This window comes from Polyangium sp. 6x1, assembly GCF_029946515.1.
Classification (GTDB): domain Bacteria; phylum Myxococcota_A; class Polyangia; order Polyangiales; family Polyangiaceae; genus Polyangium.
Genome location: NZ_JARZHH010000042.1, coordinates 28,295 through 49,330, shown reverse-complemented (window position 1 = coordinate 49,330; position 21,036 = coordinate 28,295). Strand labels below are relative to the sequence as shown.

The following is a 21,036-nucleotide window of genomic DNA, read 5'->3' as shown; positions in this document are numbered from 1 at the left end:
TCCTGGATCCCGGGCGCGGCGGTGCGCATCGGCTGCAGAATCTATCTCAGCCTTCGGCGCGCGTCTCGCTCGCCCTGTACCGCACGACCACGAGCGTCACGTCATCCTCTTGACCTTTGCCGTCTGAGAAGCGGGCCACGTCGTCGAGGATCACGTCGCGGATCCGCTCCACGGGTTCGCCCGCGAGCGCCTCGATCTGCGCCGTGAGCCGTTTCATCCCGTACATCTCGCCCGACGCGCTCCGCGCTTCCGTGACGCCGTCCGTGTACAGCACCATCACGTCTCCGTCCTGCAGGACGAGCTCGTCGTCTTGCACCGTCCGCGCGACGTCGCGGATCGCGCCGACCCACGGGCCGAGTGTCGGGATCGTCTCGATCTTCCCGGTGCTCGCGCGCAGGATCACGATGTCCTCGTGCGCGCCGGCGAACACCACGCGTCCGCTCCGGTGGTAGCGCATCACCGTGAGCGTCACGTGCTCGTCGTTGCGCAGGCGGTTGCGGATGTTGTCGTAGAGCACGAGGTTCAGCACGCGCACGAGGTCCTTCGGCCGTGCCTCGGGATCCTCCCGCCCGAGCGCCGCGATCGCGCTCTGCACCATGAGCATCACGAGCCCCGATTGCAGGCCGTGCCCCGCCACGTCGCCGATCGCGAGGACGCCGCCTCCCTCGACGGGGAAGACGTCGTAGTAGTCGCCGCCGACCTCGCTCGCCGGGATCATCCGCGCCGCCACGTCGAGCCCCGGCACGTCGAGGCGCCGCGGCAAGATCGACGTCTGGATCCGCGCGCTGATCTCGAGCTCTTTTTCGAGCCGCTCCTTCGCCGCCATCTGCTCGCGTGACTCCGCGATCTCGCGCGCCATCCGGTTCATCGCCTCCCCGAGGGCGCGGATCTCCGTCGGGCCTTGCACCGCGGCCCGCGCGTCGAGCTTTCCGCGCGAGACGTCGCCCACGAACGCCATGAGCCCATCGAGCGGACGCGAGAGCCTGCGCGAGAGCACGAGCGCGAGGGCCGCCGCCGCCGCGAGCGCGACGAGCGCGATGAGCGCGACGCGCACTTCGAGCTCGCGGGAGGGAGCGAGCGCGCGGTCGAGCGAGCGCGCGAGGTGAACGGTCCGCGCCTTGCCCGTGCCTGTCTCCAGCGTCCGCGACGTCGACAGATACGGCCCGCCTTCGGGCGCGGGTGACGCCGTGAACATCCGGAGCACCTCGCTCGGCGCCTCCGTCCCATCTTCGAGCTTCGAGTGCGCCACCACCGTGGGCCCATCCGTCACGGCCACGAGGCTGCCCGTCTGGAGACGCACCTCCTCGACGAGCGCATGGTCGAGCGCGAAGCCGAGCACCAGCACGCCGACCGTGTCGGTCCCGAACGAGAGCCGCCGCGCGATCACCTCGTAGAGCTTGCCGTCGTTCGTCCAGAGCCCGGACGTCTCGCCCTCGCGCAGCGCGCCCGCCACGATCGGATCCTTCGACATGTCGAAGCCCGACGCCTTCGGATCGGCCACGTCCGCGAGCAGGATCCCCGCTCCGTCCGTCATCAGGAACAGATCGCTCTTCACGGCTTTGCGCAGCTCGTCGGCCACGCCGTAGACCGTCTCCGGCGACACGTCCTCCGTCGCCACCACCGCCTTGAGGCGCGGCTCTTCCGCCACCACGTGCGCCTTCACCGCGTGCGTTCGCAGCCGCTCGGTGCGGTGCGACGCGAACACGCGCGCGCTCCGTTCGAGCGCCTCGCCGAGCTCCTCCCGTGCGCGCCGCTCCAGCACGATCGCCGCGCTGCCCGCCGTGGCCACCGTGATCGCCGCGATGAGGAGCACGATCCAGAGGAGCAACGAGCTCCGGAACTTCATGGCCGCGCCACCACCGTCTTCGGCAGGTGCTCGCGCCCCTTGCCGCTTCGGTGTCCGCCGAACGGCATCTCGATCTTCCCCATCGAACGTTCCTCCACGGGCACGCCGAGCGCCTCCGAGAGCGCGGGCGACATGGAGCGCCACGCCACGTCGATCACGAGCGAACCCGCCTTGGGCGCGTCGAGCTCGAACGCGAACGTGCGCGCCTCGCCCGCCGCGATCCGCTCGTCGATCTTCTCGGCCCGCGCGGCGTAAAACGGCACCTCGCGCCCTGCTTCGTCCACGAGCACCCGCCCGATCGTGCGCTCCTCGCGCGCTTGCGCTCGTCCCTTCTCGTCGAGCGCTTGCACGCGCACGACGACCTGCCTCCCGGGCAACCCCGACGGCACCGCGTGCCCCGCGCCTTCGTTCTTCAGCTCCACGGACACCACGAGCTTACCTGCTCGTGTTGTCGCCGATGCCACGATCACGAGCGCCTTGCGCACGAGGTCGCCCTTCTCGCCCATGAACCCGTGCTGCCCCAGGCGCACCTTCCGCGCGCTGCCCGTCGCTGCGTGGTCCACCTCCGGCGGCATGTGGCAGTCCTGGCACGCCGTCCCCGAGACCGAGAAGCTCGACGCGCGCCACTCGGCGTACTCGTTGATGATGGGCAAGCTCTTGCCGTCCGCGAGCGGCATCGAGAACGTGTGACAGCCGCCGCAGAGGCGCGCGTCGCGGAACCAGGGCGCGCAGCCCATCCTGTGGAAGTAGTTGTCTTTCCCGTCGCAGTACGGCCCGAACTTGCGGTTGGCTGCGAGGTCGAACGTGTAGCGCGGCTCGGCCGCATTCTCTCCGACGTCGCGGATCGCGTGGCACGCCTCGCACGTCACGCCCTCGTCGATCACCCTCTCCGTGGGATCGGTGAGCGTCGCGAGCGGCGCGTGGCACGTCTCGCAGACGACGTTCTTCGCGCGGTCGCGCATCGCGACGTAGAACGGCGAGCTTCGCGCGCGCGCGTGTCCCGACGTCTTCCACTCCGCGTGGAGCGTGCCGTGACAATCGCCGCATCGATCGGCGGGGAACGCGCGCGCGCGCGGCGGCGCGAGGGAGGGTTTGTCCGGGGACGAGGACGCGGGCGCCTTCGTTTCGACGTTCGTTCCCGCGCGCTCTTCGCCTTCCCGTGACGCTTTGGGATTGCAGGCGAGCGTGCAGGCGAGGAGCGCCGTTACTTGTACCGACCGTATGGCGTCCCGTCCTTTCTCAGATGCCGTTTCGACGCCGTGCCTTCCGCGAGCGTCGGCTTGAACGCCGAGGTCCCGCCCGCCGTCACCGTCACCTCACCCCGCACCTCCGGCCCGTGCGCTTGCCACGCCACGACCGGGTAGGTCCCCACCGGCGCGTTCTTGATCTGGAACGATCCATCCGCGCCCGTCACGGCGTAGAAGCCGTTGTCGAGCACCTTGATCTTCGTGACCATGTGCGGGTGGATGTTGCAGTAGACGTCCACCACGCCGGCCTCGCGGAACGTGACGGACTTGCTCTCGCCGCTCTTGTAGAGCCCGAGATCGAAGCGCGCGGCCTTCGAGACCGAAAAGACGTTGTGGAAGACCTTGTCGTCGTTCGGGAACTCGACGGTCGTCCCTTTCACGATGACCATCAGCCCCGGCGTGAAGGCGAGGTTCTTCTGGCGGATCTCGCGCTTGCCGGCCGGGGCGGCCGCGCCGGGCACGTTCTCCAGGTAGACCACGATGCCCGATCGATCGGCCTTCGGCGCGTCGTCCACGAGGACCGTGACCACGCCCGAGACGTTCCCCACGGCCGGCGCCTCGGCGCGGCTCTCTTGCGGGGCGAACAAGGACAAGGTGAGCGGCAGCGTCACCGCGCCGAAGGTGATCACGAGGCCTGTGGGGCGAGAGCAGAGACGCATGCGCCATTCTCCTCGGGAGCTTCAGTATTTCAGGAGCATCGAGCTCGTGAACACGTCGTTCGGAAACTGGGGGGCGCGGCCCAGCTCGCGGTTCAGATTGTACTCGGCCTTGAGGATGAGATGGGGCCCGAGCTCCATCCGCACCCCGGCCGTCGCGCGCAGGACCTGGGACAGGTAGACGAAGCTCGCGCCGCTCCGATGTATCGCATCGCGCGCGTCGACCCGGGCATAAGGTGTGAGCCAGTTCAGCACCCGATAGCCCACCTGAAGATAACCGCCGCGGTACCGGAGGCAGGGGGCGAGGCCGCACTTCGTGTCCCCCGGCGCGCTCTTCCCGGCGAACAAGCCGTGCATGACCTCGGCCGTCACATCGAAATCGTGCCAATCGAGGTGCAGGTCCACGCCGACGTGCTTGTGCAGCGCGTCCTCGGCGTTTTGCAGGTCCTGCGCGCCGATCGAGCCCGAGAGCCCGACCTCGAGGCCGGCGCCGAGCGGCGCGCGTGAGGCGATCCGGCCCGCCACGGTCTTCCAGTCGTTCCGATCGATCTCGCCGTGAAATGGGAAGTTCTCGCTCCCGTGGCTGCCGTTCGTCACGGCCACGTTCAGGATCATCGCGCCGTCCCAGAATTTTCCGCGCGCCTTCAGCCCGAGCGGAGAACCGCAGGTGTAGCGGCAGAGCAAGGACGGCGTCACGGTGAGCCGGTCGGGCGCCTCGCGGCTGCGGTACTCCCAGCCGAGCACCGAATCGAACTTCCCGGCATAGAGGCTGAGCTCGAACCGCTCGATCGGGACGAGGTACTCGGCGTACGCGAGCTTCACGTCGATGAAATCGCCGAGCGCGCGATCCCCCGGCGCCGACACGTCCCTCGCCCGCGGCACGAAGTCGATCGACGCCGTCAGCGTGAGGTCCTCGCGCGGCGCCGCGAAGAGCTGCATGTTGAGCGCGTTCACCGCGAACGACGATTTTCCGCCGCTATCGATCGCGTCGAACGTGAGCGCCCGCGATTCGCCCGTGTCGGCCGGCTCGCCGCGCGCGTTCACCATCGTCGACAGCGGATCCCCATAAAAGACCCACGACGCCGGGATGTCGCCCTCGTACTCCGGGAAATACCTGTACCCCGTGTCGCTGCGTATGCCCGCGCCCGTCCCCGTCGCCCGGAAAAACCCGAAGTCGAGGTACCCACCGAGCTTGCTCACGAGCGGCAGGAGCCGCGTGATCTGCTGATCGAAGAAGGTCGCGTCGTCCTCGAGCTTCGCGACCTTCTCGCGCGTCGCTTCGTTCTGTTTGGCCGCGCGTTCGAGCTCCGCCACGCGCTCGCGCATGCGACGGTTCTCTTCTTCGAGCGCCGCGAGCCGCGCGTCGAGGCGCTCCGTCGCCGTTCGTTCGCGTGCCTCCGGAGAAGCCTTCCCGTCCCCGTCGGCAGCCTGCGTCGCGCGCGGCACGATTCCGACGACGGACAGGAAGAGCACGATCACGAGCGGCTTCCTCACGTCCTCTGCTCCAACGCGCGACCCTACAGGCACCGGCGCGCCCCGTCGAGCGTTGATTGCGCTCCCGCTTCTCTCTTCGCTTCGGTATGATGCCTCCCGTCCAGGGGGCGCAATTGTTGTCCGAACCCGTGAGCGATCCTGCCGTGCGGCGAGGGGAGCCTTGAGCCTGGCCGCGCTTCCCAGCGAGCTCCTCGCGCGTTTTCGCGGCGTGGCGCTCGAACGGCTCGACCGCGCCGAGGTCGATTGGGGCAACTTCATGCACGGCGACGCCGGGCCCGAGATCGCCACCGCGATGCAGCAGGAGCTGCACACGCTCAAGGGCGAGGCCCGCATGATGCACTTCGGCGGGCTCGCCACGCTTTGCCACGCGCTCGAAGGCCTCGTCGCGGCCGTGGCGCGGCGCAAAAAGCGCGTGCCCGAAGAGGTCGACCTCGTCGTGACCATGGCCATCCGGTTCATGGTCGTGATGCTCCGGCGGAAGGACGCGGCCCCGAGCGCCGGGATGGATGTCGACGGGTTCGTGCACCAGATCGAGGAGGTCCTCGCCGAGGTCTCGGCCGACGAGCCCGAGAGCCGCGCGCCCATCCCCGAGGCCCGCTTTGCCGTCGTCGACCTGCCGGATCGCGTATCGATGTCCACGCAGCAGCGCCTCGCGGCCCTCGCGACGCGCGTCTTCCTGGAGCACGTCGCGGCCGGGCGCGTGCGCGGGCGGCTCGGCGACGTCGTCCGCGCGCTCACCGCGGAGGTCACCTCGCTCTCGGCCGTCACGCTCGGCCCGCGGCTCGCGCCGCACGAGGAGGCGGCGCGGGGCCTCGCGGAGAGCCTCTGCAAGGAGGTCCGCGTCGCCTTCGACGTGGACGACGTGCGCGTGCGCGCCGAGGTCGCCGAGTCCGTGGAGGTCGTCCTCCTGCACGCGCTCCGCAACGCGGTGGATCACGGCATCGAGCGACCCGAGGCGCGCAGGGCCGCGGGCAAGGCGCCCGTCGCGTCGATCCACGTCTCGGTGCGGCAGAAGGGCGGCGAGATCGAGATCTCGGTCGAGGACGACGGCGCGGGCGTGAACCTCGAAGCGGTGCGGGCGCGCGCGATCGACCTCGGCATTTCCACGCCGGAGATCGCCCTGCGCGCGCAGGACGACGAGCTCACGGAGCTGCTCTTTCGTCCGGGGCTGTCCACGCGCACCGAGGTCACGGACGTCTCGGGCCGCGGCATCGGCCTCGACGCCGCGCGCGCCGCCATTCAGCGGGTCGGCGGGTGCATATCCATCTCCACGCGCCGCGGCCAGGGCACGACCCTCCGGCTCCGCGTCCCGCAGGCGAGCCACGTCCTGCCCGTCATGTGTTTTCCTGCGCGGGGCGCCGACCTCGTCCTCGCCGTGGCGACCGGGCCCGGCGTCCGCGTCTTGCCGGCCGAAGGTGGGATTCCTGTCATCGATCCGGTGGAATACTTCGATATGGCGCCACCGGGCGGCGCGCGGAGCGGCGAGGGCGTGCGGATCGAGGTTCGGCGTGGGGAAGCGCGCTTCACGTTGCGCGCGGGCGGCGAGCCTTACGCGGCCGTGGCGACGCGCCTTTGTCCCACGGCCGACGATTGCCCTGCCGAGATCGTCACGGTGGACGGAGCCGAGGTCCTGCTCGTGCGGCCCGAGGTATTCTGACTCCGTCCATACCCCCGTTTTTCCGTCACGCGCGCGAATCGTGCCCTATGGTTACGTCCTTCTTGCCGTGGCAACGGCTCCTCGATACGATGCCGCCAATGGCCCGGGCATGACGCGCGGGAGCCCTTACCCTCGGGAAGCGAGAGGCAGCCATGAGCGCGACGAAGCGACGGATTCTCGTGGTCGACGACAGCGAGATTTGCCGCGAGCTCGTCAAGCTGCTCCTGCAATCTCGTGGCTTCGAGGTGATCACGCTCGACTCGCCGTTCGGCTTCGGCGCGGCCGTGGCGCGTGAGCAGCCGGATCTCGTGCTCGTCGACGTCAACATGCCGGCGCTGCACGGGGGCAAGCTGGTCGAGGTGGCGCTCCAGAAGGGCATCCTGACGTGCCCCATCGTTTTTCACTCCGACCGGCCGGCGCGGGAGCTCCAGAGCCTCGTTTTGAGCACGGGCGCATCGGGGTTCATCCCGAAGACGAACGACGGCGACGAGCTCGCCTCGCGCGTCGAAGAGTATCTGAATGGCACGTGGCAAAAGCGGGACCGCGCGCCGGAGAGCATCCGGCCGAGCACGGCGCCGCCGGGCCCGCGCACGGACGTGCCGCCGCGCATCGCGCGGGCCTCGGAGGTGCCGCCCCTCTCCGGCTCCTCGTCCCAGTCCTTGCCCCCGCTCTCGGCGGCAGCGCTTTCGGCGGCGCGCACCGCGGACGCGGCGCCCATGTCGCAGCGCAACTTCGACGCGCCGCCCCTCTCGCAACGATCGCCGGACGCCGCGCCCCACTCGCAGCGGACGATCACCTCGTCCACGGGCTGGGTGCGCGGAAAATTCTAGGTTCGGCTAGGGTAGGTTGCAGGTCGTGTTGACGTAGGTCCGCCAGACCTGCTGGGCCGTTCCGGTGGGCGTGCCGATTGCGCTCGTCAGCCGGGCGTTGCGTCGGATGAGCCGGGCGCAGCCGTGGTTCTGGAATCGCCGGAGATACTGCGCCGCCGCGTTCTTGCATTCCACGACTTGCTGCCACGTGCACGTCCGCTCCGGCTCCGGCAGCGGGATGAGGGTTCCATGCGAGTCCCGATGGTAGCCCCAGGGCATGGGCGTGTACCCCTGCGCGATGTCCTCACACGCCTGATTCGCCGCGTCCCAGCCCATCTTGAATGGATTCGTGGTGCAAGCGGCGTCGGCGACCGCGCTCGTGAAGAGGCCCGCGATCAGCAGCGCGGCGCCCGTCCAGGTGATTTTCATCGTGATTCCCCCCTGCGGGAATGCCGTGATCGACCGCCTCGGCCGAGCAGGCAGCCCCGTCTGCAGGGGACATGGAGCCCGTCCGTCCGGCGTCAATCTCCCGCCGCGCGCCCGAGCACCCCCGCGCCGAGCTCTGGATGGTCCGTCATGATCCCGTCGACGCCCATCGCGACGAGCGCGCGCATCTCGGCCTCGTCGTTGATCACCCACGCGTGCACCTCGAGCCCACACGCGTGCGCGACCTCCACGAAATACGGCGTCACGATCGGGATCCCGGCCAGCATCGTCGGAACCTGCAAGGCGAACCCCCGCGCCACGTAGCCCGGGTTTCCCCCATTGCATAGAAACTCCAGCGACTCGGGCAAACTCATCCCCGTCAGCACGCTCGGCATGCGCCGCCGGATCTTCTCCATGAGCGAGCCCGCCTCCGCCGTCAGCAGCACCCGCTCCCGCCCGTCGTGCCGATCGAGCACCCATTGCACGGCGGAGACGAGCGCATCGTCGTCCACCTTGAGCTCGATGTTCAGCGGCACGCCCGGCAGCGACGTGAGCACCTCGGCGAGCGTCGGGATCCGGATGCCGCGGCCCCGGAACGGGTGGGCGCCGTCCGGATCCTGGAACCCGTATCCCGCGTCGAGCTCACGAATCTCGGAGAAACGTTTCTGCGAGGCCGGCCCCGCGCCGTCCGTCGTGCGCGCCACGTCCTCGTCGTGCAGGACGATCACCTCTCCGTCGGCCGTGAGGTGGACGTCGAGCTCGAGGCGGTCCGCCCCCGCCGCGAGCGCGGCGGCGAAGGCGGGCAGCGTGTTCTCGGGCGCCGCGGCCGAGGCGCCGCGATGCGCGAACAGGCGGGGGCGGGGGCCGTCCTTGTAATGCATGGCGATTACTGGATCGTCACCGGCACCGTGGCCGTGTTGTTGTCCAGGCTGACCTCCTCGAACTCGCGGCTCGGGTTCAGCTTCACCTGGATGAAGTAATCACCCGCGGGAACGTCCGTGATGTCGAGCCACTGGCAATCGAGCGTGTTGCCATAAAGATCCGACCAGCCGCGCTGGATGCCTTGATCCTCGCACGAATAGATCTTGTTGCAGCCCACGTTCGGGCCCAGGGCGATCTGCTGCGTGTCCTCCATGCAATACGCCTGCTTGCGCCCGGTCACGACCTCCTTGCCGTCCTTGTCGAGCAGCGCGTACGTCGCGAACCCGTTGAAGTGGTAATGGCCGTGGCAGGGCGAGAAGAGGAAGAGGTCCGGCCGCTCCGACGGCGGCGGCACCGTCAGCGTCGCCATGCCCTGGTTCTTCGCCTCCACGCTGAAGCGCAGGAGCTTGCGCTGGCCCGTCCCGCCCACGCACGCCTCGACGAACGCGCACGAATTCGGGCTCACGTCGAGCGTGTCGAAGAGGATCTCCTCGGCGAGCCGCTTCTCGTCGATCACGAGGTCCGCCATCGGCTCGTTCGCCGCGTGGCAGCCGCAGTCCGTCCCGCAGAACTCGCCCGCGCCGCAGGGCGGGTCGCAGACCGGCGCCTCGTTGTCGCAGTTCGCGAAGACCTGGCATTTCGACGTCGCCGGCACGCAGAGCGAGCCCTCGGCGCACGTGCCGCACGTCCCGCCGCAGCCGTCGTCGCCGCATTGCTTGTCCTTGCAGTCCGGCACGCACGGGTCGGGCCGGCAGCGGCCCTCGGCCGTGCAGGCGAAGCCCGTATCACACGTCCCGCAGTCGCCGCCGCAGCCGTCGTCCGTGCCGCAATACAGGCCGTCGCAATGCGGCACGCAGCCGTTCGCCGTGAACTTCACCTGAAGATCGAACGCGCCGTACTGGGAGGCGTCGAACCCGTCGACGATGAGGTAATACGTCCCCGGATCGAGCGCCGCGTCCACGCGCGAGCCGTAATCGCCGGGCGGCGAGGCGTCGTCGCTGCAGCCCACGGTCGCGGCGGGTTTGTCGTCCAGGCATTCGTTCGCGGGCGTCGCCGGATCCTCTTTCCGGATGTGCAGCACCGTGTCGTAGCCGTAGACACCCGCCTCGATGCCGAGCTTCTCGGTCAGCGTGAACGTGTAGACGAGCTCCACGGCCGTGCTCGTCGAGTTGCACGTCGGCACGACCTCGTGCAGGCCGTTCGTCGTGTCCCCCGTGATGTGGTGGACCCCGACGAGCTCCGTGCCCGCCGGGAGCAAATCGAGCGGCGCCGCGCAAGAACCGGCCTGGTTCGCAGGTTTGCACTCGTTCGTCGCGTTCGCGCACGCCTGGCCGTCGGGACAGCTCCCGCAGCTGCCGCCGCAGCCATTGTCGCCGCAGACCTTGCCCGCGCACTCGGGCGTGCAATCGGAGGTGCACGAGGCGCAGTTGGGCCCGAGCACGTGGTTGCAGGTGTCCTTCTCCTCGTCGCAGCTGTCCGTCGTGCAATCGGCGCCGTCGTCGCACGGGATCGGCCCGGCCACGCACTGGCCCGCCACGAGCCGCTCCGCGCCGTTGCAGTAGACGCCGTCGCTGCAGGTGATCTCGGTCGCGGGCGAGGTGATCGGCAAGCCGAATTTCCCGCCCTCGTACCGCGCGTCGAAGGTCAGCTTGAAGAGGCCCGTGCGCACGGGCGCGGTCAGCGTGCCCTGGAACGTGCCGTGGCCGCCCGGCTCCACCTCGGCTCCGAGCGCGAGCGACGCGCTCGCGAAGCCGTGGCCCTCCGGGAGCGCGAGCGTGACCTCGCCGGGCACCCACGTCGCATCCCCGCTGTTTCGTGCGTCGACCTTGACGTTGACGGCGCCAGCGGGCTTGGCGCGCGCGTCGATCGTGACGACCGCGTCCGCGATGTCGAAGTCGGAGACGTCGTCCGAGCAGCCGGGAACGAAGAGGTGGAGCGCGGGGAGAAAGCAGAGCGGGATGAGCCGTCGATATCGCATGCGAAGCCTCGCCTTTGGGGTCCGGGAGGGGCCGCGGGTGCGGCCCTCGGATCCCGCATGATAAGCGGACCCGCGGCGCGATCCACGCGCGAAATGTGGCCCCGCGCGGCGGACGTCCTCGGCGGCGGGCGCCGCGGGCTCAGCCCCCGGCGGGCTCGGGGTGCTCCGCGATGTAGTCGACGAGCCCTTTCCGGGCCTTTTTGCGCAGCGCGCCCTGGAAGAATGGCGTCCAGCCGAGGACGAGCCCGGAAGGCCCGAGCGCCATGCGTGTCCAGCGCCAGAGGTCGAATCGGTCCGTGTGGCGGTAGATCTTGCCGTCGCGAAACTCGAACGAGGCGTCGATCACGTTGTGCACGTGCCGGCCCGTGGCCGAGAACGAGTAGTGGGCCTCCCAGTGCGCGCTGCCCTTGGAATCGTCGGCATGCACGGCGCTGAATTCGAGCGTGAGGTCTTTCCCTCGCTCGCAGAGCATGCGCCACATCCCGCGCACCTCGGCCGCGTCGAGGCCCACGAACACCGAGTCCGTGAACGTGACGTCGCGGTGATAACAGGCGATCATCCCCTCGGCGTCGCGCTTCTGGAACGACCGATAAAATTGTTCGATCAAGGCTTGATTCGGGTTCATGGCAGGCGGGCGAGCGGACCACGGGCCGCCGAGGACGTCAAGCGGCGGGGCGCGGCGAGCCCGTGCGTGTCGTTCGGGCGTTGACGCCGCGCCCAGATTCGACCAGACCCACCGCTCGACCTAGGGGAGCCTCGGGCTGAGACGGGCTGCCGCGCTTCTTGTGGCGGGCCGAACCCTCGGAACCTGAACCGGTTCGTACCGGCGGAGGGAAGTGTCATGAGCACCGTGAAACAGCAGCGGGTCGACGAGGCCCGCCTCCAGACCATCACGCGCGGGCCGCTGCCCGGATCGAAGAAGGCCTACCAGCCGGGTGTCCTCCACCCGGACCTGCGCGTCCCGCTGCGCGAAATCTCGCAGACGCCGACGCGGGAAGGTCACGGCGACGCCGTGCGCCTCGTGCCGAACTCGCCCGTCTGCGTCTACGACACGAGCGGCCCCTACACCGATCCCGAGGCGGAGATCGACGTCAAGAAGGGCCTCCTGCCGCTGCGCGCCGCGTGGATCCGCTCGCGCGAGGACGTCGCGGAGCTTCCGCGCGTGAGCTCCGAGTATGGCCAGAAGCGCCTCGACGATCGCTCGCTCGACGCATTGCGGTTTCACGCGCCGCGGAAGCCCCTGCGCGCCGCGGCCGGGAAAAACGTCACGCAGATGCATTATGCGCGGCGCGGCATCATCACGCCCGAGATGGAGTTCGTCGCGATCCGCGAGCAGCAGCGGGCCGCGGACCGGATTCGCAAGCAGCACCCGGGCCGCTCGTTCGGCGCGGTGATCCCCGAGCGGATCACGCCGGAGTTCGTCCGCGACGAGATCGCCCGCGGCAGGGCGATCCTCCCGGCGAACATCAATCATCCCGAGATCGAGCCGATGATCATCGGCCGGAACTTCCTCGTGAAGATCAACGCGAACATCGGCAACAGCGCGGTCACCTCCTCGATCGAGGAGGAGGTCGAGAAGATGGTCTGGGCCATCCGCTGGGGCGCCGACACCGTGATGGATCTCTCCACGGGCCGGAACATCCACGAGACGCGCGAGTGGATTCTTCGCAATGCCCCCGTCCCGATCGGCACCGTGCCCATTTACCAGGCGCTCGAGAAGGTCGGCGGCAGGGCCGAGGACCTCACCTGGGAGATCTACCGCGACACGCTGATCGAGCAGGCCGAGCAGGGCGTCGATTACTTCACGATTCACGCGGGCGTCTTGCTCCGCTACGTCCCGCTGACGGCGAATCGATTGACGGGCATCGTCTCGCGCGGCGGTTCGATCCTCGCGAAATGGTGCCTCGCGCACCACGAGGAGAACTTCCTCTACACGCATTTCGAGGAGATCTGCGAGATCATGCGGGCCTACGACGTGAGCTTCTCGCTCGGCGACGGCCTCAGGCCCGGCAGCATCGCGGACGCGAACGACGACGCGCAGATGGGCGAGCTCGCGACGCTCGGCGAGCTCACGCAGATCGCGTGGAAGCACGACGTGCAGGTCATGATCGAGGGCCCGGGCCACGTGCCGATGCACATGATCGAGCACAACATGACCGAGCAGCTCCGCATCTGCCACGAGGCGCCGTTTTATACGCTCGGGCCGCTCACGACGGACATCGCGCCCGGCTACGACCATTTCACGAGCGGCATCGGCGCCGCCATGATCGGCTGGTTCGGCACGGCGATGCTCTGTTACGTCACGCCGAAGGAGCACCTCGGCCTGCCGAACCGCGACGACGTGAAGGAGGGCGTGATCACGTACAAGATCGCGGCGCACGCGGCCGATCTCGCGAAGGGCCACCCCGGCGCGCAGGCGCGCGACGACGCGATGAGCAAGGCGCGCTTCGAGTTCCGCTGGGAAGACCAGTTCAACCTGGGCCTCGATCCGGAGCGAGCCCGCGCGTTCCACGACGAGACGCTCCCGAGCGAAAATGCCAAGGTCGCCCATTTCTGCTCGATGTGCGGCCCCCATTTCTGCTCGATGAAGATCACCGAGGACGTGCGCAAATACGCAGCCGAGAAGGGCGAGGTCGTCCCGGAGAAGGCGCTCGTGCGTGGCATGAAGGAGAAGAGCGCCGAGTTCGTCGAGGGCGGGAGCGAGATCTACCGCAAGGTCTGACGCGGGGCCTCTCAGCGCCCGGGCAAAGGTTTGTCCGGGCGCTTGCGCGGGCGGCCGAGCAGGCGCCTCCCCGCATCGAGAAGATGCTCGCGCAGCGTGTCGTCATCGATGCCCGCGTATTCGGGCGCGCCGCCGACCATCGCGAGCCCCGTGAACACGACATGCACTGCGATTGCGTCGGCGAGGCTCGGGTTTTCTCCGGCGAGGACCGCTTTCATCCGGGTCTTGATGTCCTCGCCGCGCGGCGCCTGGAACGTCCTGTTGACGACGCGCTGGATCCCCGGGTCGCTGTTGTACAGGCCGAGCAGCGAGCGCTGACGGACGATGAGCTCCACGAACCCCGAAAGCGCGTGATCGATCTGCGCGCTCCGACCCCGCTTCGCGCGCGCCTCTTCGACGATCTGGTCGAGCTCCTGGACCGCGGGCGCGGCGACGGCCTCCGTGATCTCGTCCTTCGTCTTGAAGTGGTAGTAGACGGCGGCCTTCGTGACGCCGAGCTCGTCGGCGATCATCTGCAGGGACGTGCCCTCCACCCCGTGTTCGCTGAACAGCTTCAGCGCGGTGTCGAGCAGTCGTGATCGGGTGTCGGTGGCGGCGGTGGCGGTCATGCCTCTCCTCGCGGAACGCCAGACAGTACTCCGGTCCGCGCCGCGCGGCATGCTTTCCGATCGGCTAGGCGCGAACGAGCGCTCGACGTGTCACGTCCCTGCCGGTCGGCTTGTGCGGCGCTTGCCGATCGGCTAGCCTGGCGGGCACCCTGAATCGAGGTGGAACATGTCAGCCGATGCCGTTCCGACGTTTTCCGTCACCCGAACCTGCCCGTACGCGCCGCCTGCGGAGCATCGCCGGCTCCGTGAAGAATCCCCCATCGCCAAGGTGAAATTGCCCAATGGGCGCGTCGTGTGGGTCGCCACGAGCCACAAGGACATCCGCGCGATCCTGTCGGACCCGCGGTTCAGCTCGAACCGACGCAACCCCAATTTCCCCACGCTGGCGCACGAGCGTCCGCCGTCGAGCGCGCTCAAGCCGCTCCTGCTCGAATTGGATCCGCCCGAGCACGGGCCTGCGCGCCGGGCCGTGCTCGGCGAGTTCACGCTCCAGCGGATGAACGCGCTCACGCCGCGCATTCAGCAGATCGTGGACGAGCACATCGACGCCATGCTGGCCGGCCCGCGCCCGGTCGATCTGGTGCAGGCGCTCTCGCTGCCGGTGCCATCGCTCGTGATTTGCGAGCTGCTCGGCGTGCCCTACAGCGACCACGAGTTCTTCCAGACGCGCTCGTCGCACATGGTGAATCAAAAGACGCCCGCCGATTTGATCGCGCGATCGGTCGGCGAGCTCATGATGTATCTGGGCAAGCTCGTGGCGGCGAAGGCGCAGAATCCCACGGACGACTTGCTGAGCCGCCAGATCCAGAAGCAGCGCGAGACCGGCGACGTCGATTACGAGGGCCTGGTCGGCACGGCCTTCCTGCTCCTGATCGCCGGGCACGAGACGACCGCGAACATGATCTCGCTGAGCACGCTCGCCTTGCTCCAGCATCCGGAGCAGCTCGCCGCCATCCAGAAGGATCCGTCGAAGACCATCGGCGCCGTCGAGGAGCTCTTGCGGTATTTCACCATTGCGGAGTCCGCGCTCGGTCGGGTCGCCATCGAGGACGTGGAAATCGGCGGGGTGCTCATCCGGGCCGGGGAGGGCATCTTTGCGCTCGCCAATACGGCGAACCGGGATCCGGAGGTCTTCGCGAAAGCCGACGATCTCGACCTCGAACGAGGCTCGCGGAACCACCTCGCGTTCGGCTTCGGCCCGCACCAGTGCCTCGGCCAGAACCTCGCCCGGCTGGAGCTTCAGATCGTGATCGATACGCTGTTCAAGCGGATCCCCGGGCTGCGGCCCGCCGTGCCCGTGGAAGAGCTTTCGTTCAAGGAGAACACGACCGTCTACGGCATGAACGAGTTCCCGGTCACCTGGTGATCGCGCCCCGAGGCTCTCTGGCCCTCGGCCCGCCTTTGCCGTAGCATCCTGGTTCTTTGCTTGGACCAGGGAGGGCGCATGGCATCGGTCGGCATCATCGGGGGCGGGTTGAGCGGGCTCGTGGCGGCGAAGACGTTCCTGCGGGGCGGGTTCGACGTCACGGTCTTCGAGAAAGAGGACGAGGTCGGCGGCGTCTGGGCGCGCTCGCGCCGCTACCCCGGCCTCCAGACGCAAAACGCCCGCGACACCTACGCATTCTCCGATTTCCCCATGCCGAGCCACTACCCCGAGTGGCCCGAGGGCGCCCAGGTTCAAGCCTATCTGAAGAGCTACGCCGACCATTTCGGCGTCACGCCGCGCGTCCGCCTCCGCACCCAGGTCGGCGAGATCCGCCGCCGCGACGGGGGCGGGTTTGTCGTGGACACCCGGCCCGTGGGCGCCTCCGAATCCGAGCGGAACACCCACACCTTCGACCAGGTGATCATCTCGAGCGGCCTCTTCAGCTTGCCGCACATCCCCGAGACCCCGGGCCGTGAGGCGTTCGAGGCGAACGGCGGCCGCGTGCTGCACACGACGTCGTTCCACGACACGAGCGTCGTGCGGGGCAAACGCGTGGTCGTCGTGGGCTTCTCGAAGTCGGCGTGCGACGTGGCGTCGATCTCGGTGGACCACGCCCGCGAGGTGACGCTCGTCCACCGCAGCCTCGGCTGGAAGGCGCCGCGGTTCCTCTTCGGGCTCGTGCCCACGAAGTTTCTGCTCTTGAGCCGCTTCTCCGAGATGTTTTTCCCGCACCCGCGCGCGGACGGCTTCGAGCGCGCGCTGCACGAAAAAGCCGGACCGTTCGTCGCCTGGTACTGGGACCAGGTCATGTTCGCGCTCGACAAGGACCTCGGGCTCACGAAGACGGGCCTCCGTCCCGAGCTGTCCCTGCGCGGCGTCGGTTGCTCGCTGAACATGGCGCCCGTGGGCTTCTACGAGGCCGCAGAGCGCGGGGCGCTGAAGCTCCACCGGGGCGAGATCACGCGTTTCCACGAAGGCGCCGTCGAGACCACCGACGGCAAACGCATCCCGGCCGACGTCGTGATCTTCGGGACGGGCTTCCGCCAGGAGTTCCCTTTCCTCGAACCCTCGCTCCGGCGCGTCGTGCAGGACGAGGAGGGCACGTTCCGGCTTTATCGCGGCCTCTACCACCCCGACGTCCCGGGGCTCGGCTTTTGCGGCTTCATCAACAGCCTCTACAGCCAGCTCACCTCGGAGGTGGGGGCGCGGTGGCTCTGCGAGCTCTTCCGGGGCCGGATGAAGCTGCCGCCGCGCGAGGAGGTGATCGCCCGCATCGACGAGCACCTCGCCTTCCGCAAGCGCGAGCGGCCGGACGCGTTCACGGCCGGATCCTGCGTCGTGCCGTGGAATTTTCATTATATCGACGATCTTTGCCGTGACATGGGAGCGCGCGTGCGGAGGCTCCCGCAAAATCCCTTCCGCGAGTTCCTGCTTCCGGTGGATCCTTCGCTCTACGCGGACCTCGAGGAGGAGCTCGATACGCGCGCCCGCGAGGCGCGTGATCGCAACGAAGCATGCAAAACCCCCGAGACTTCAAGAAGCTCTTCAAACGCCTTCTCCTGAGCCCCGTCGCGGGCATGTCCTGGGAGGACAAGCTCGCGTTCGTGCGCGCCTACATGCGCGAGCTCGAGTCGCGCAAGGACCCGATGGAGGAGTCCGCCGAGCTCGAGCCGGCGATCGAGATCGTCCCGTTCGAGGCCGGCCGGAGGCCCATGGACGAGGCGCTCGGGCCCGGGCTCGGCGCGAGCGAGCACGCCGGCCTCGTGTCGACTGCGACCGAGAACACGAGCACCGACGACCTCTGCCTGCTCTACCAGGTGAAGGACCTCTATGCGTACGTCGCGCCGTTTCAGCGCTCGTTCGAGGTCCGCATGTCCGTCGCGTTTCTTCCCCACGTCGAGGGGCATGGCGCGCCTTGCCCCGTGCCGGGGCTCCAGGGCGTCGCGCTGAAGCCGCAGGTCGTCTCGGCTGCCGCGTATCCGTTCCCCGCGATCGCGGACGCGTCGTGGACCGAGTTCTACAAGACCGTGTACGCGGCGACGTTGAGCCCCGCCGACCTCGTGCCGCGCCGTGAAGCGAGCCCCGAGGCGCGCGGCTACGACTGGTCCGAGGTCGACGCGTCGCTGCGCGCGCGGACGCCCGACGGCGCCGATCCGTTCACCCTCGCGAACCTCTTCCACCAGAAGATCCGCGTCACGCTGGCCCTCCACACGGACGGCAGCAAGTACGTCGCCGAGGACACGATCGACGCCGAGATCTACGACACGGGGCGCTTCGGATCGCTCTACGCGCGGCTGCTCGAGCGGCTCATCCCGGCCGACACCAAGCTGCAAGCCGAGGCGCTGGAGATCCCGGATCTGCACGTCGGATATCACCCGTGGTTCCCGGTCCTCACGATCGGGATGGACAAGGCGATGCTCTACCTGCACGCCATCCGGCAGGACCTCGGCGAGCAGCGGCGAAACCTCCCGGATCCTGCGTGGCTCTTGCGGGTCGGCCTCTACCTCGAGCTGCTCACGTGCCTCGGCATCTTCGAGGCCGTGCGGAGCGCGCACCCGGATCTGCTCTCGCCGGCGGAGCGCCAGGTGTTCGAAAAGAGCCCTGTTTTCGCGAAGATCCGCGAGCGGATGGACGTCGCGGCGTGGAAGCGGGTCTGGGCCATGCGCGAGATCGTCCCGCGTTCGTCGGACCTGCTCGCCGCCGGGCCCGTGAGCTTCGCGAACCTCCTGCGCAAGCAGAAGGCGACGCTCGCGTTCTTGCATGCGCACCACGAGGATCTGAAGCACGCGATCGCCCTGGCGGGGCCGAACGTCGAGAACGCGCAGGAGACGTGGCATCGCGTCTTCCGCGACGCCGAACGTGCGGTCCTCAAGAACGGCCTCGCGGCGTTCCCGGAGCTCGGCTGGCTCGACAAACGCACGCGTGACTTCGCCATGTGGCATCAGCGCGGGGTCTTCGGCAGCTATGCGCTGCCCGAGTCGCTCACGGGGGCGTTCGGGGATCAGGACGGCCTCTTCCCCTCGGCGTGCCGGCAGTATCGGCAATCCATGAACGAGGTCGCGCGGTTCGCTCGTGAGCGTGGGCTCATGGATCACACGGGCGACGAGTGCATCCCGCGCACCGCGAGCCTCTTCGAGGCGTACATGCGCGGGGACAACGCGCTCGTCGACGCCTTGCAGCGGCGCGACGGCTACGGCGGTGGGCTCGACGCGGCTGAGCCGCTCTCGCTCGGCCCTGAGCCCACGCATGCCGAGATCGCTGGGCTTTTGCGGCGCGTGCCGGTCTTCAAGCCGCTCACGGATCGCGAGGTCGAGCGGCTCGCGCAGAAGACGCGGCCTGTCGTGTATGGCCCGCATGATCGCGTGGTGCGCGAGGGCGATCGGGGTTCGTCGCTCTTCGTCCTCGCTTCCGGCACGGTCGAGGTCCTCGTCCGGCAGCAGGGTGGGCAGGACGTCGCGGTCGCCACGCTCGAGCGTGGGGCTGTCTTTGGCGAGGTCGCGCTGCTCACGGGCAGTGAGCGCACGGCTACGGTGCGCACGACGTGCGAGTCGACGCTCTACGAGATCAGCAAGCAGGCGCTTGCGCCGATCATCGAGTCGCGCCCGCAGCTCGTGGTCGAGCTCGGCTTGCTCATCGCCGCGCGTCAGCTCGATCGCGAGGGGCGCATGCGGCAGGCGAGCACGGACGGGGTCGCGGGGCGGATTCGGAAGTTCTTGCTCGGCTAAGTGCCGTCGAGCAGCCAGTTCATGGCCTCGACCTCGTCCTGAAAAAACGCGAACGAGGGCAGGCCTTGCTCGGCGGACATGCGGGCGAGCTGCATCCTCGTGAGTGTGCTCGACACGATGTTTGCGGCTCGCACGCAGCCGTTTTTCTGGGCGACCTCCATCGTTCTCTCCACGAAGGCGCTCACGTCGGGCTTCTGGGCTGCGAACTCTGCGGTGTTTGCGAGCACGCGCCAGCGCTTGCCCCAGAGGGGCTGCGTCACGCGCGCGAACTCCTCGTAGTAGGCCCTTGCTTGCTCGACCGTCCAGAAGCCCCAGACCTCCAGCCGCACGAGCCTGCGTTCCCGCTCCACGCGGATCACGTGGCCGCTCCGGGACCGCGTGGATGACTTCATCCGGTCGAGCGAGGATGGCGGCGTCGAGTGCCGGCCCGTTCGTGATGGCGGCTTCGTCGGGTCGCTCGGCGGGGGGTACGAGGGGCGGGAGCCGCGGGCGGCGGGGACCGGGGTCGATTCGTACGAGACCGAAATGAATTGTTCTCGCGGCGGAGGCGGCGTGAGCTGACTCGCGGCTGCGGTATCCGCGGGGAACAGGGCCTCGGAGAGGGCGATGAGCGCGGCGGAGGCGCTCGGGAACCGGTCGTCGGGGTTTCGCGCGACGCACCGTGAGAACCAGGCGTCGACCGCTGCGGGCAGCTCCACGCCGTGGCGACGGCGCGCGCGTGCCGTGGTGGCCTCGGGCAGCGGGCTGTCGAGGCAACGTGCGAGTGTGATGATCGACGGCGCCTTCTCGAACTCCTCGGCCCAGTAGGGCCCGCCGGCGAGCAGCATGAAGGCCGTGTGTCCGAGTGCGTAGACGTCGACGGCGGGGCCGATGGGCTGGTCCATGAAGATCTGCTCGGGCGCCATGAAGTAGGGGCTCCCGAGGATGGTCTTCGTTTGCATCCCGATGCCGAGGTGGCCGTCGGCCTTGGCGATGCCGAAGTCGAGCAGCTTGATGCACGGCGAGCCGTCGTCGCGGTGCGTGAGGAAGAGGTTGTCGGGCTTGATGTCGCGGTGGACGATGCCTGCGGCGTGGGTCTTGTCGAGCGCGAACGCGGCTTGCGCGAGGTAGGTGCGCACCTCGCCTGGGGGCAGGGCGCCGCGCTCGGCGACGACCATGCCGAGGTCTCGCCCGCGCAGGAGCTCCATCACGAGGAACGGTAGCCCCGAGGGCCCGTCCACGCCGGCGTCGATCACGCGCACGATGTGATCGCTCTCGAGCTCCCCGAGGATCCGTGCCTCGCGATCGAAGCGCGCTCGGAAGTCTGCGTGCTCGGCGAGCAGGTTCGGGTGGATGATCTTCAGGGCGCGACGGCCGGCCGTTCGCTCGTCCGTGGCCTCGTAGACCGCGCCCATTCCGCCCGTGCGGATCGTGCGCACGACGCGGTAGCGCTCGTGAAAGAGCTGCGCCGGGGCGAGAAGGAAGATCGGCACCGTGTCCGCGCCGGAACCCGACATGGTGCGAGCCTAGAGGCAGACAAAC

The 21,036-nt window shown here is 68.8% G+C and carries 16 protein-coding genes and 1 riboswitch; of the genes, 6 read left to right on the top strand and 10 right to left on the bottom strand.

What is annotated here, in order from left to right; all coding sequences use genetic code 11:
• Window positions 1-46: 46 nt before the first annotated feature.
• The 4 genes from QHF85_RS31785 to QHF85_RS31770 form a co-directional block, all read right to left on the bottom strand.
• A complete protein-coding gene (locus tag QHF85_RS31785; RefSeq protein ID WP_281331135.1) occupies window positions 47-1,846 on the bottom strand; it encodes a SpoIIE family protein phosphatase in 1,800 nt (599 codons plus the stop codon).
• A complete protein-coding gene (locus tag QHF85_RS31780; protein ID WP_281331134.1) occupies window positions 1,843-2,808 on the bottom strand; it encodes a hypothetical protein in 966 nt (321 codons plus the stop codon). Before QHF85_RS31780 ends, QHF85_RS31785 begins: the two co-directional genes overlap by 4 nt.
• 242 nt (window positions 2,809-3,050) lie before the next feature.
• Window positions 3,051-3,752 carry a plastocyanin/azurin family copper-binding protein gene (locus tag QHF85_RS31775; protein WP_281331133.1) on the bottom strand — a complete coding sequence of 234 codons (702 nt, stop codon included), beginning with the start codon at window positions 3,750-3,752 and terminating at the stop codon, window positions 3,051-3,053.
• A gap of 21 nt (window positions 3,753-3,773) precedes the next feature.
• Window positions 3,774-5,243 carry a hypothetical protein gene (locus QHF85_RS31770; protein ID WP_281331132.1) on the bottom strand — a complete coding sequence of 490 codons (1,470 nt, stop codon included), beginning with the start codon at window positions 5,241-5,243 and terminating at the stop codon, window positions 3,774-3,776.
• Window positions 5,244-5,403: 160 nt separating this feature from the next.
• Here QHF85_RS31770 and QHF85_RS31765 point away from each other — a divergent pair, with 160 nt between their 5' ends.
• Window positions 5,404-6,900, top strand: coding sequence for an ATP-binding protein (locus tag QHF85_RS31765; protein ID WP_281331131.1), 1,497 nt, complete (start codon window positions 5,404-5,406; stop codon window positions 6,898-6,900).
• Between the two features lie 152 nt (window positions 6,901-7,052).
• A complete protein-coding gene (locus QHF85_RS31760) occupies window positions 7,053-7,730 on the top strand; it encodes a response regulator (RefSeq protein WP_281331130.1) in 678 nt (225 codons plus the stop codon).
• A 6-nt stretch (window positions 7,731-7,736) separates the two neighbouring features.
• Here the strand turns inward: QHF85_RS31760 and QHF85_RS31755 are convergent, their stop codons facing one another.
• The 4 genes from QHF85_RS31755 to QHF85_RS31740 all read right to left on the bottom strand — a co-directional run bounded on the left by QHF85_RS31755 (window position 7,737) and on the right by QHF85_RS31740 (window position 11,659).
• Window positions 7,737-8,138 carry a hypothetical protein gene (locus tag QHF85_RS31755; RefSeq protein ID WP_281331129.1) on the bottom strand — a complete coding sequence of 134 codons (402 nt, stop codon included), beginning with the start codon at window positions 8,136-8,138 and terminating at the stop codon, window positions 7,737-7,739.
• A gap of 92 nt (window positions 8,139-8,230) precedes the next feature.
• A complete protein-coding gene (locus QHF85_RS31750) occupies window positions 8,231-9,016 on the bottom strand; it encodes a glycerophosphodiester phosphodiesterase (protein WP_281331128.1) in 786 nt (261 codons plus the stop codon).
• 5 nt (window positions 9,017-9,021) lie between these two features.
• Complete coding sequence (locus tag QHF85_RS31745; RefSeq protein WP_281331127.1) at window positions 9,022-11,034, bottom strand: lysyl oxidase family protein; 2,013 nt, start codon at window positions 11,032-11,034, stop codon at window positions 9,022-9,024.
• Between the two features lie 139 nt (window positions 11,035-11,173).
• Window positions 11,174-11,659, bottom strand: coding sequence for a nuclear transport factor 2 family protein (locus QHF85_RS31740; protein WP_281331126.1), 486 nt, complete (start codon window positions 11,657-11,659; stop codon window positions 11,174-11,176).
• A 112-nt stretch (window positions 11,660-11,771) separates the two neighbouring features.
• A riboswitch (TPP riboswitch) is annotated at window positions 11,772-11,887 on the top strand.
• Between QHF85_RS31740 and thiC the strand changes: the two genes are divergently transcribed.
• Entirely contained in the window at window positions 11,876-13,756 is a 1,881-nt protein-coding gene (gene thiC / locus QHF85_RS31735) for a phosphomethylpyrimidine synthase ThiC (RefSeq protein ID WP_281331125.1), read from the top strand. (Overlaps the previous riboswitch by 12 nt.)
• Window positions 13,757-13,767: 11 nt before the next feature.
• Here the strand turns inward: thiC and QHF85_RS31730 are convergent, their stop codons facing one another.
• Window positions 13,768-14,364: a TetR/AcrR family transcriptional regulator gene (locus tag QHF85_RS31730; protein WP_281331124.1), complete on the bottom strand. Its 597-nt coding sequence runs from the start codon at window positions 14,362-14,364 to the stop codon at window positions 13,768-13,770.
• A gap of 166 nt (window positions 14,365-14,530) precedes the next feature.
• Between QHF85_RS31730 and QHF85_RS31725 the strand changes: the two genes are divergently transcribed.
• The 3 genes from QHF85_RS31725 (at window position 14,531) to QHF85_RS31715 (ending at window position 19,515) form a co-directional block, all read left to right on the top strand.
• Window positions 14,531-15,730, top strand: a complete 1,200-nt coding sequence (locus QHF85_RS31725; protein WP_281331123.1) for a cytochrome P450 — start codon at window positions 14,531-14,533, stop codon at window positions 15,728-15,730.
• Window positions 15,731-15,808: 78 nt separating this feature from the next.
• Window positions 15,809-17,353 carry an NAD(P)-binding domain-containing protein gene (locus QHF85_RS31720; protein ID WP_281331122.1) on the top strand — a complete coding sequence of 515 codons (1,545 nt, stop codon included), beginning with the start codon at window positions 15,809-15,811 and terminating at the stop codon, window positions 17,351-17,353.
• A complete protein-coding gene (locus QHF85_RS31715; protein ID WP_281331121.1) occupies window positions 17,305-19,515 on the top strand; it encodes a cyclic nucleotide-binding domain-containing protein in 2,211 nt (736 codons plus the stop codon). The genes QHF85_RS31720 and QHF85_RS31715 overlap by 49 nt, the downstream gene beginning before the upstream one ends.
• Here the strand turns inward: QHF85_RS31715 and QHF85_RS31710 are convergent.
• The gene (locus QHF85_RS31710) at window positions 19,512-21,011 is read right to left on the bottom strand and encodes a serine/threonine-protein kinase (RefSeq protein WP_281331120.1); all 1,500 of its coding nucleotides are present in this window, start codon (window positions 21,009-21,011) and stop codon (window positions 19,512-19,514) included. The genes QHF85_RS31715 and QHF85_RS31710 overlap by 4 nt on opposite strands.
• Between the last annotated feature and the right edge of the window lie 25 nt (window positions 21,012-21,036).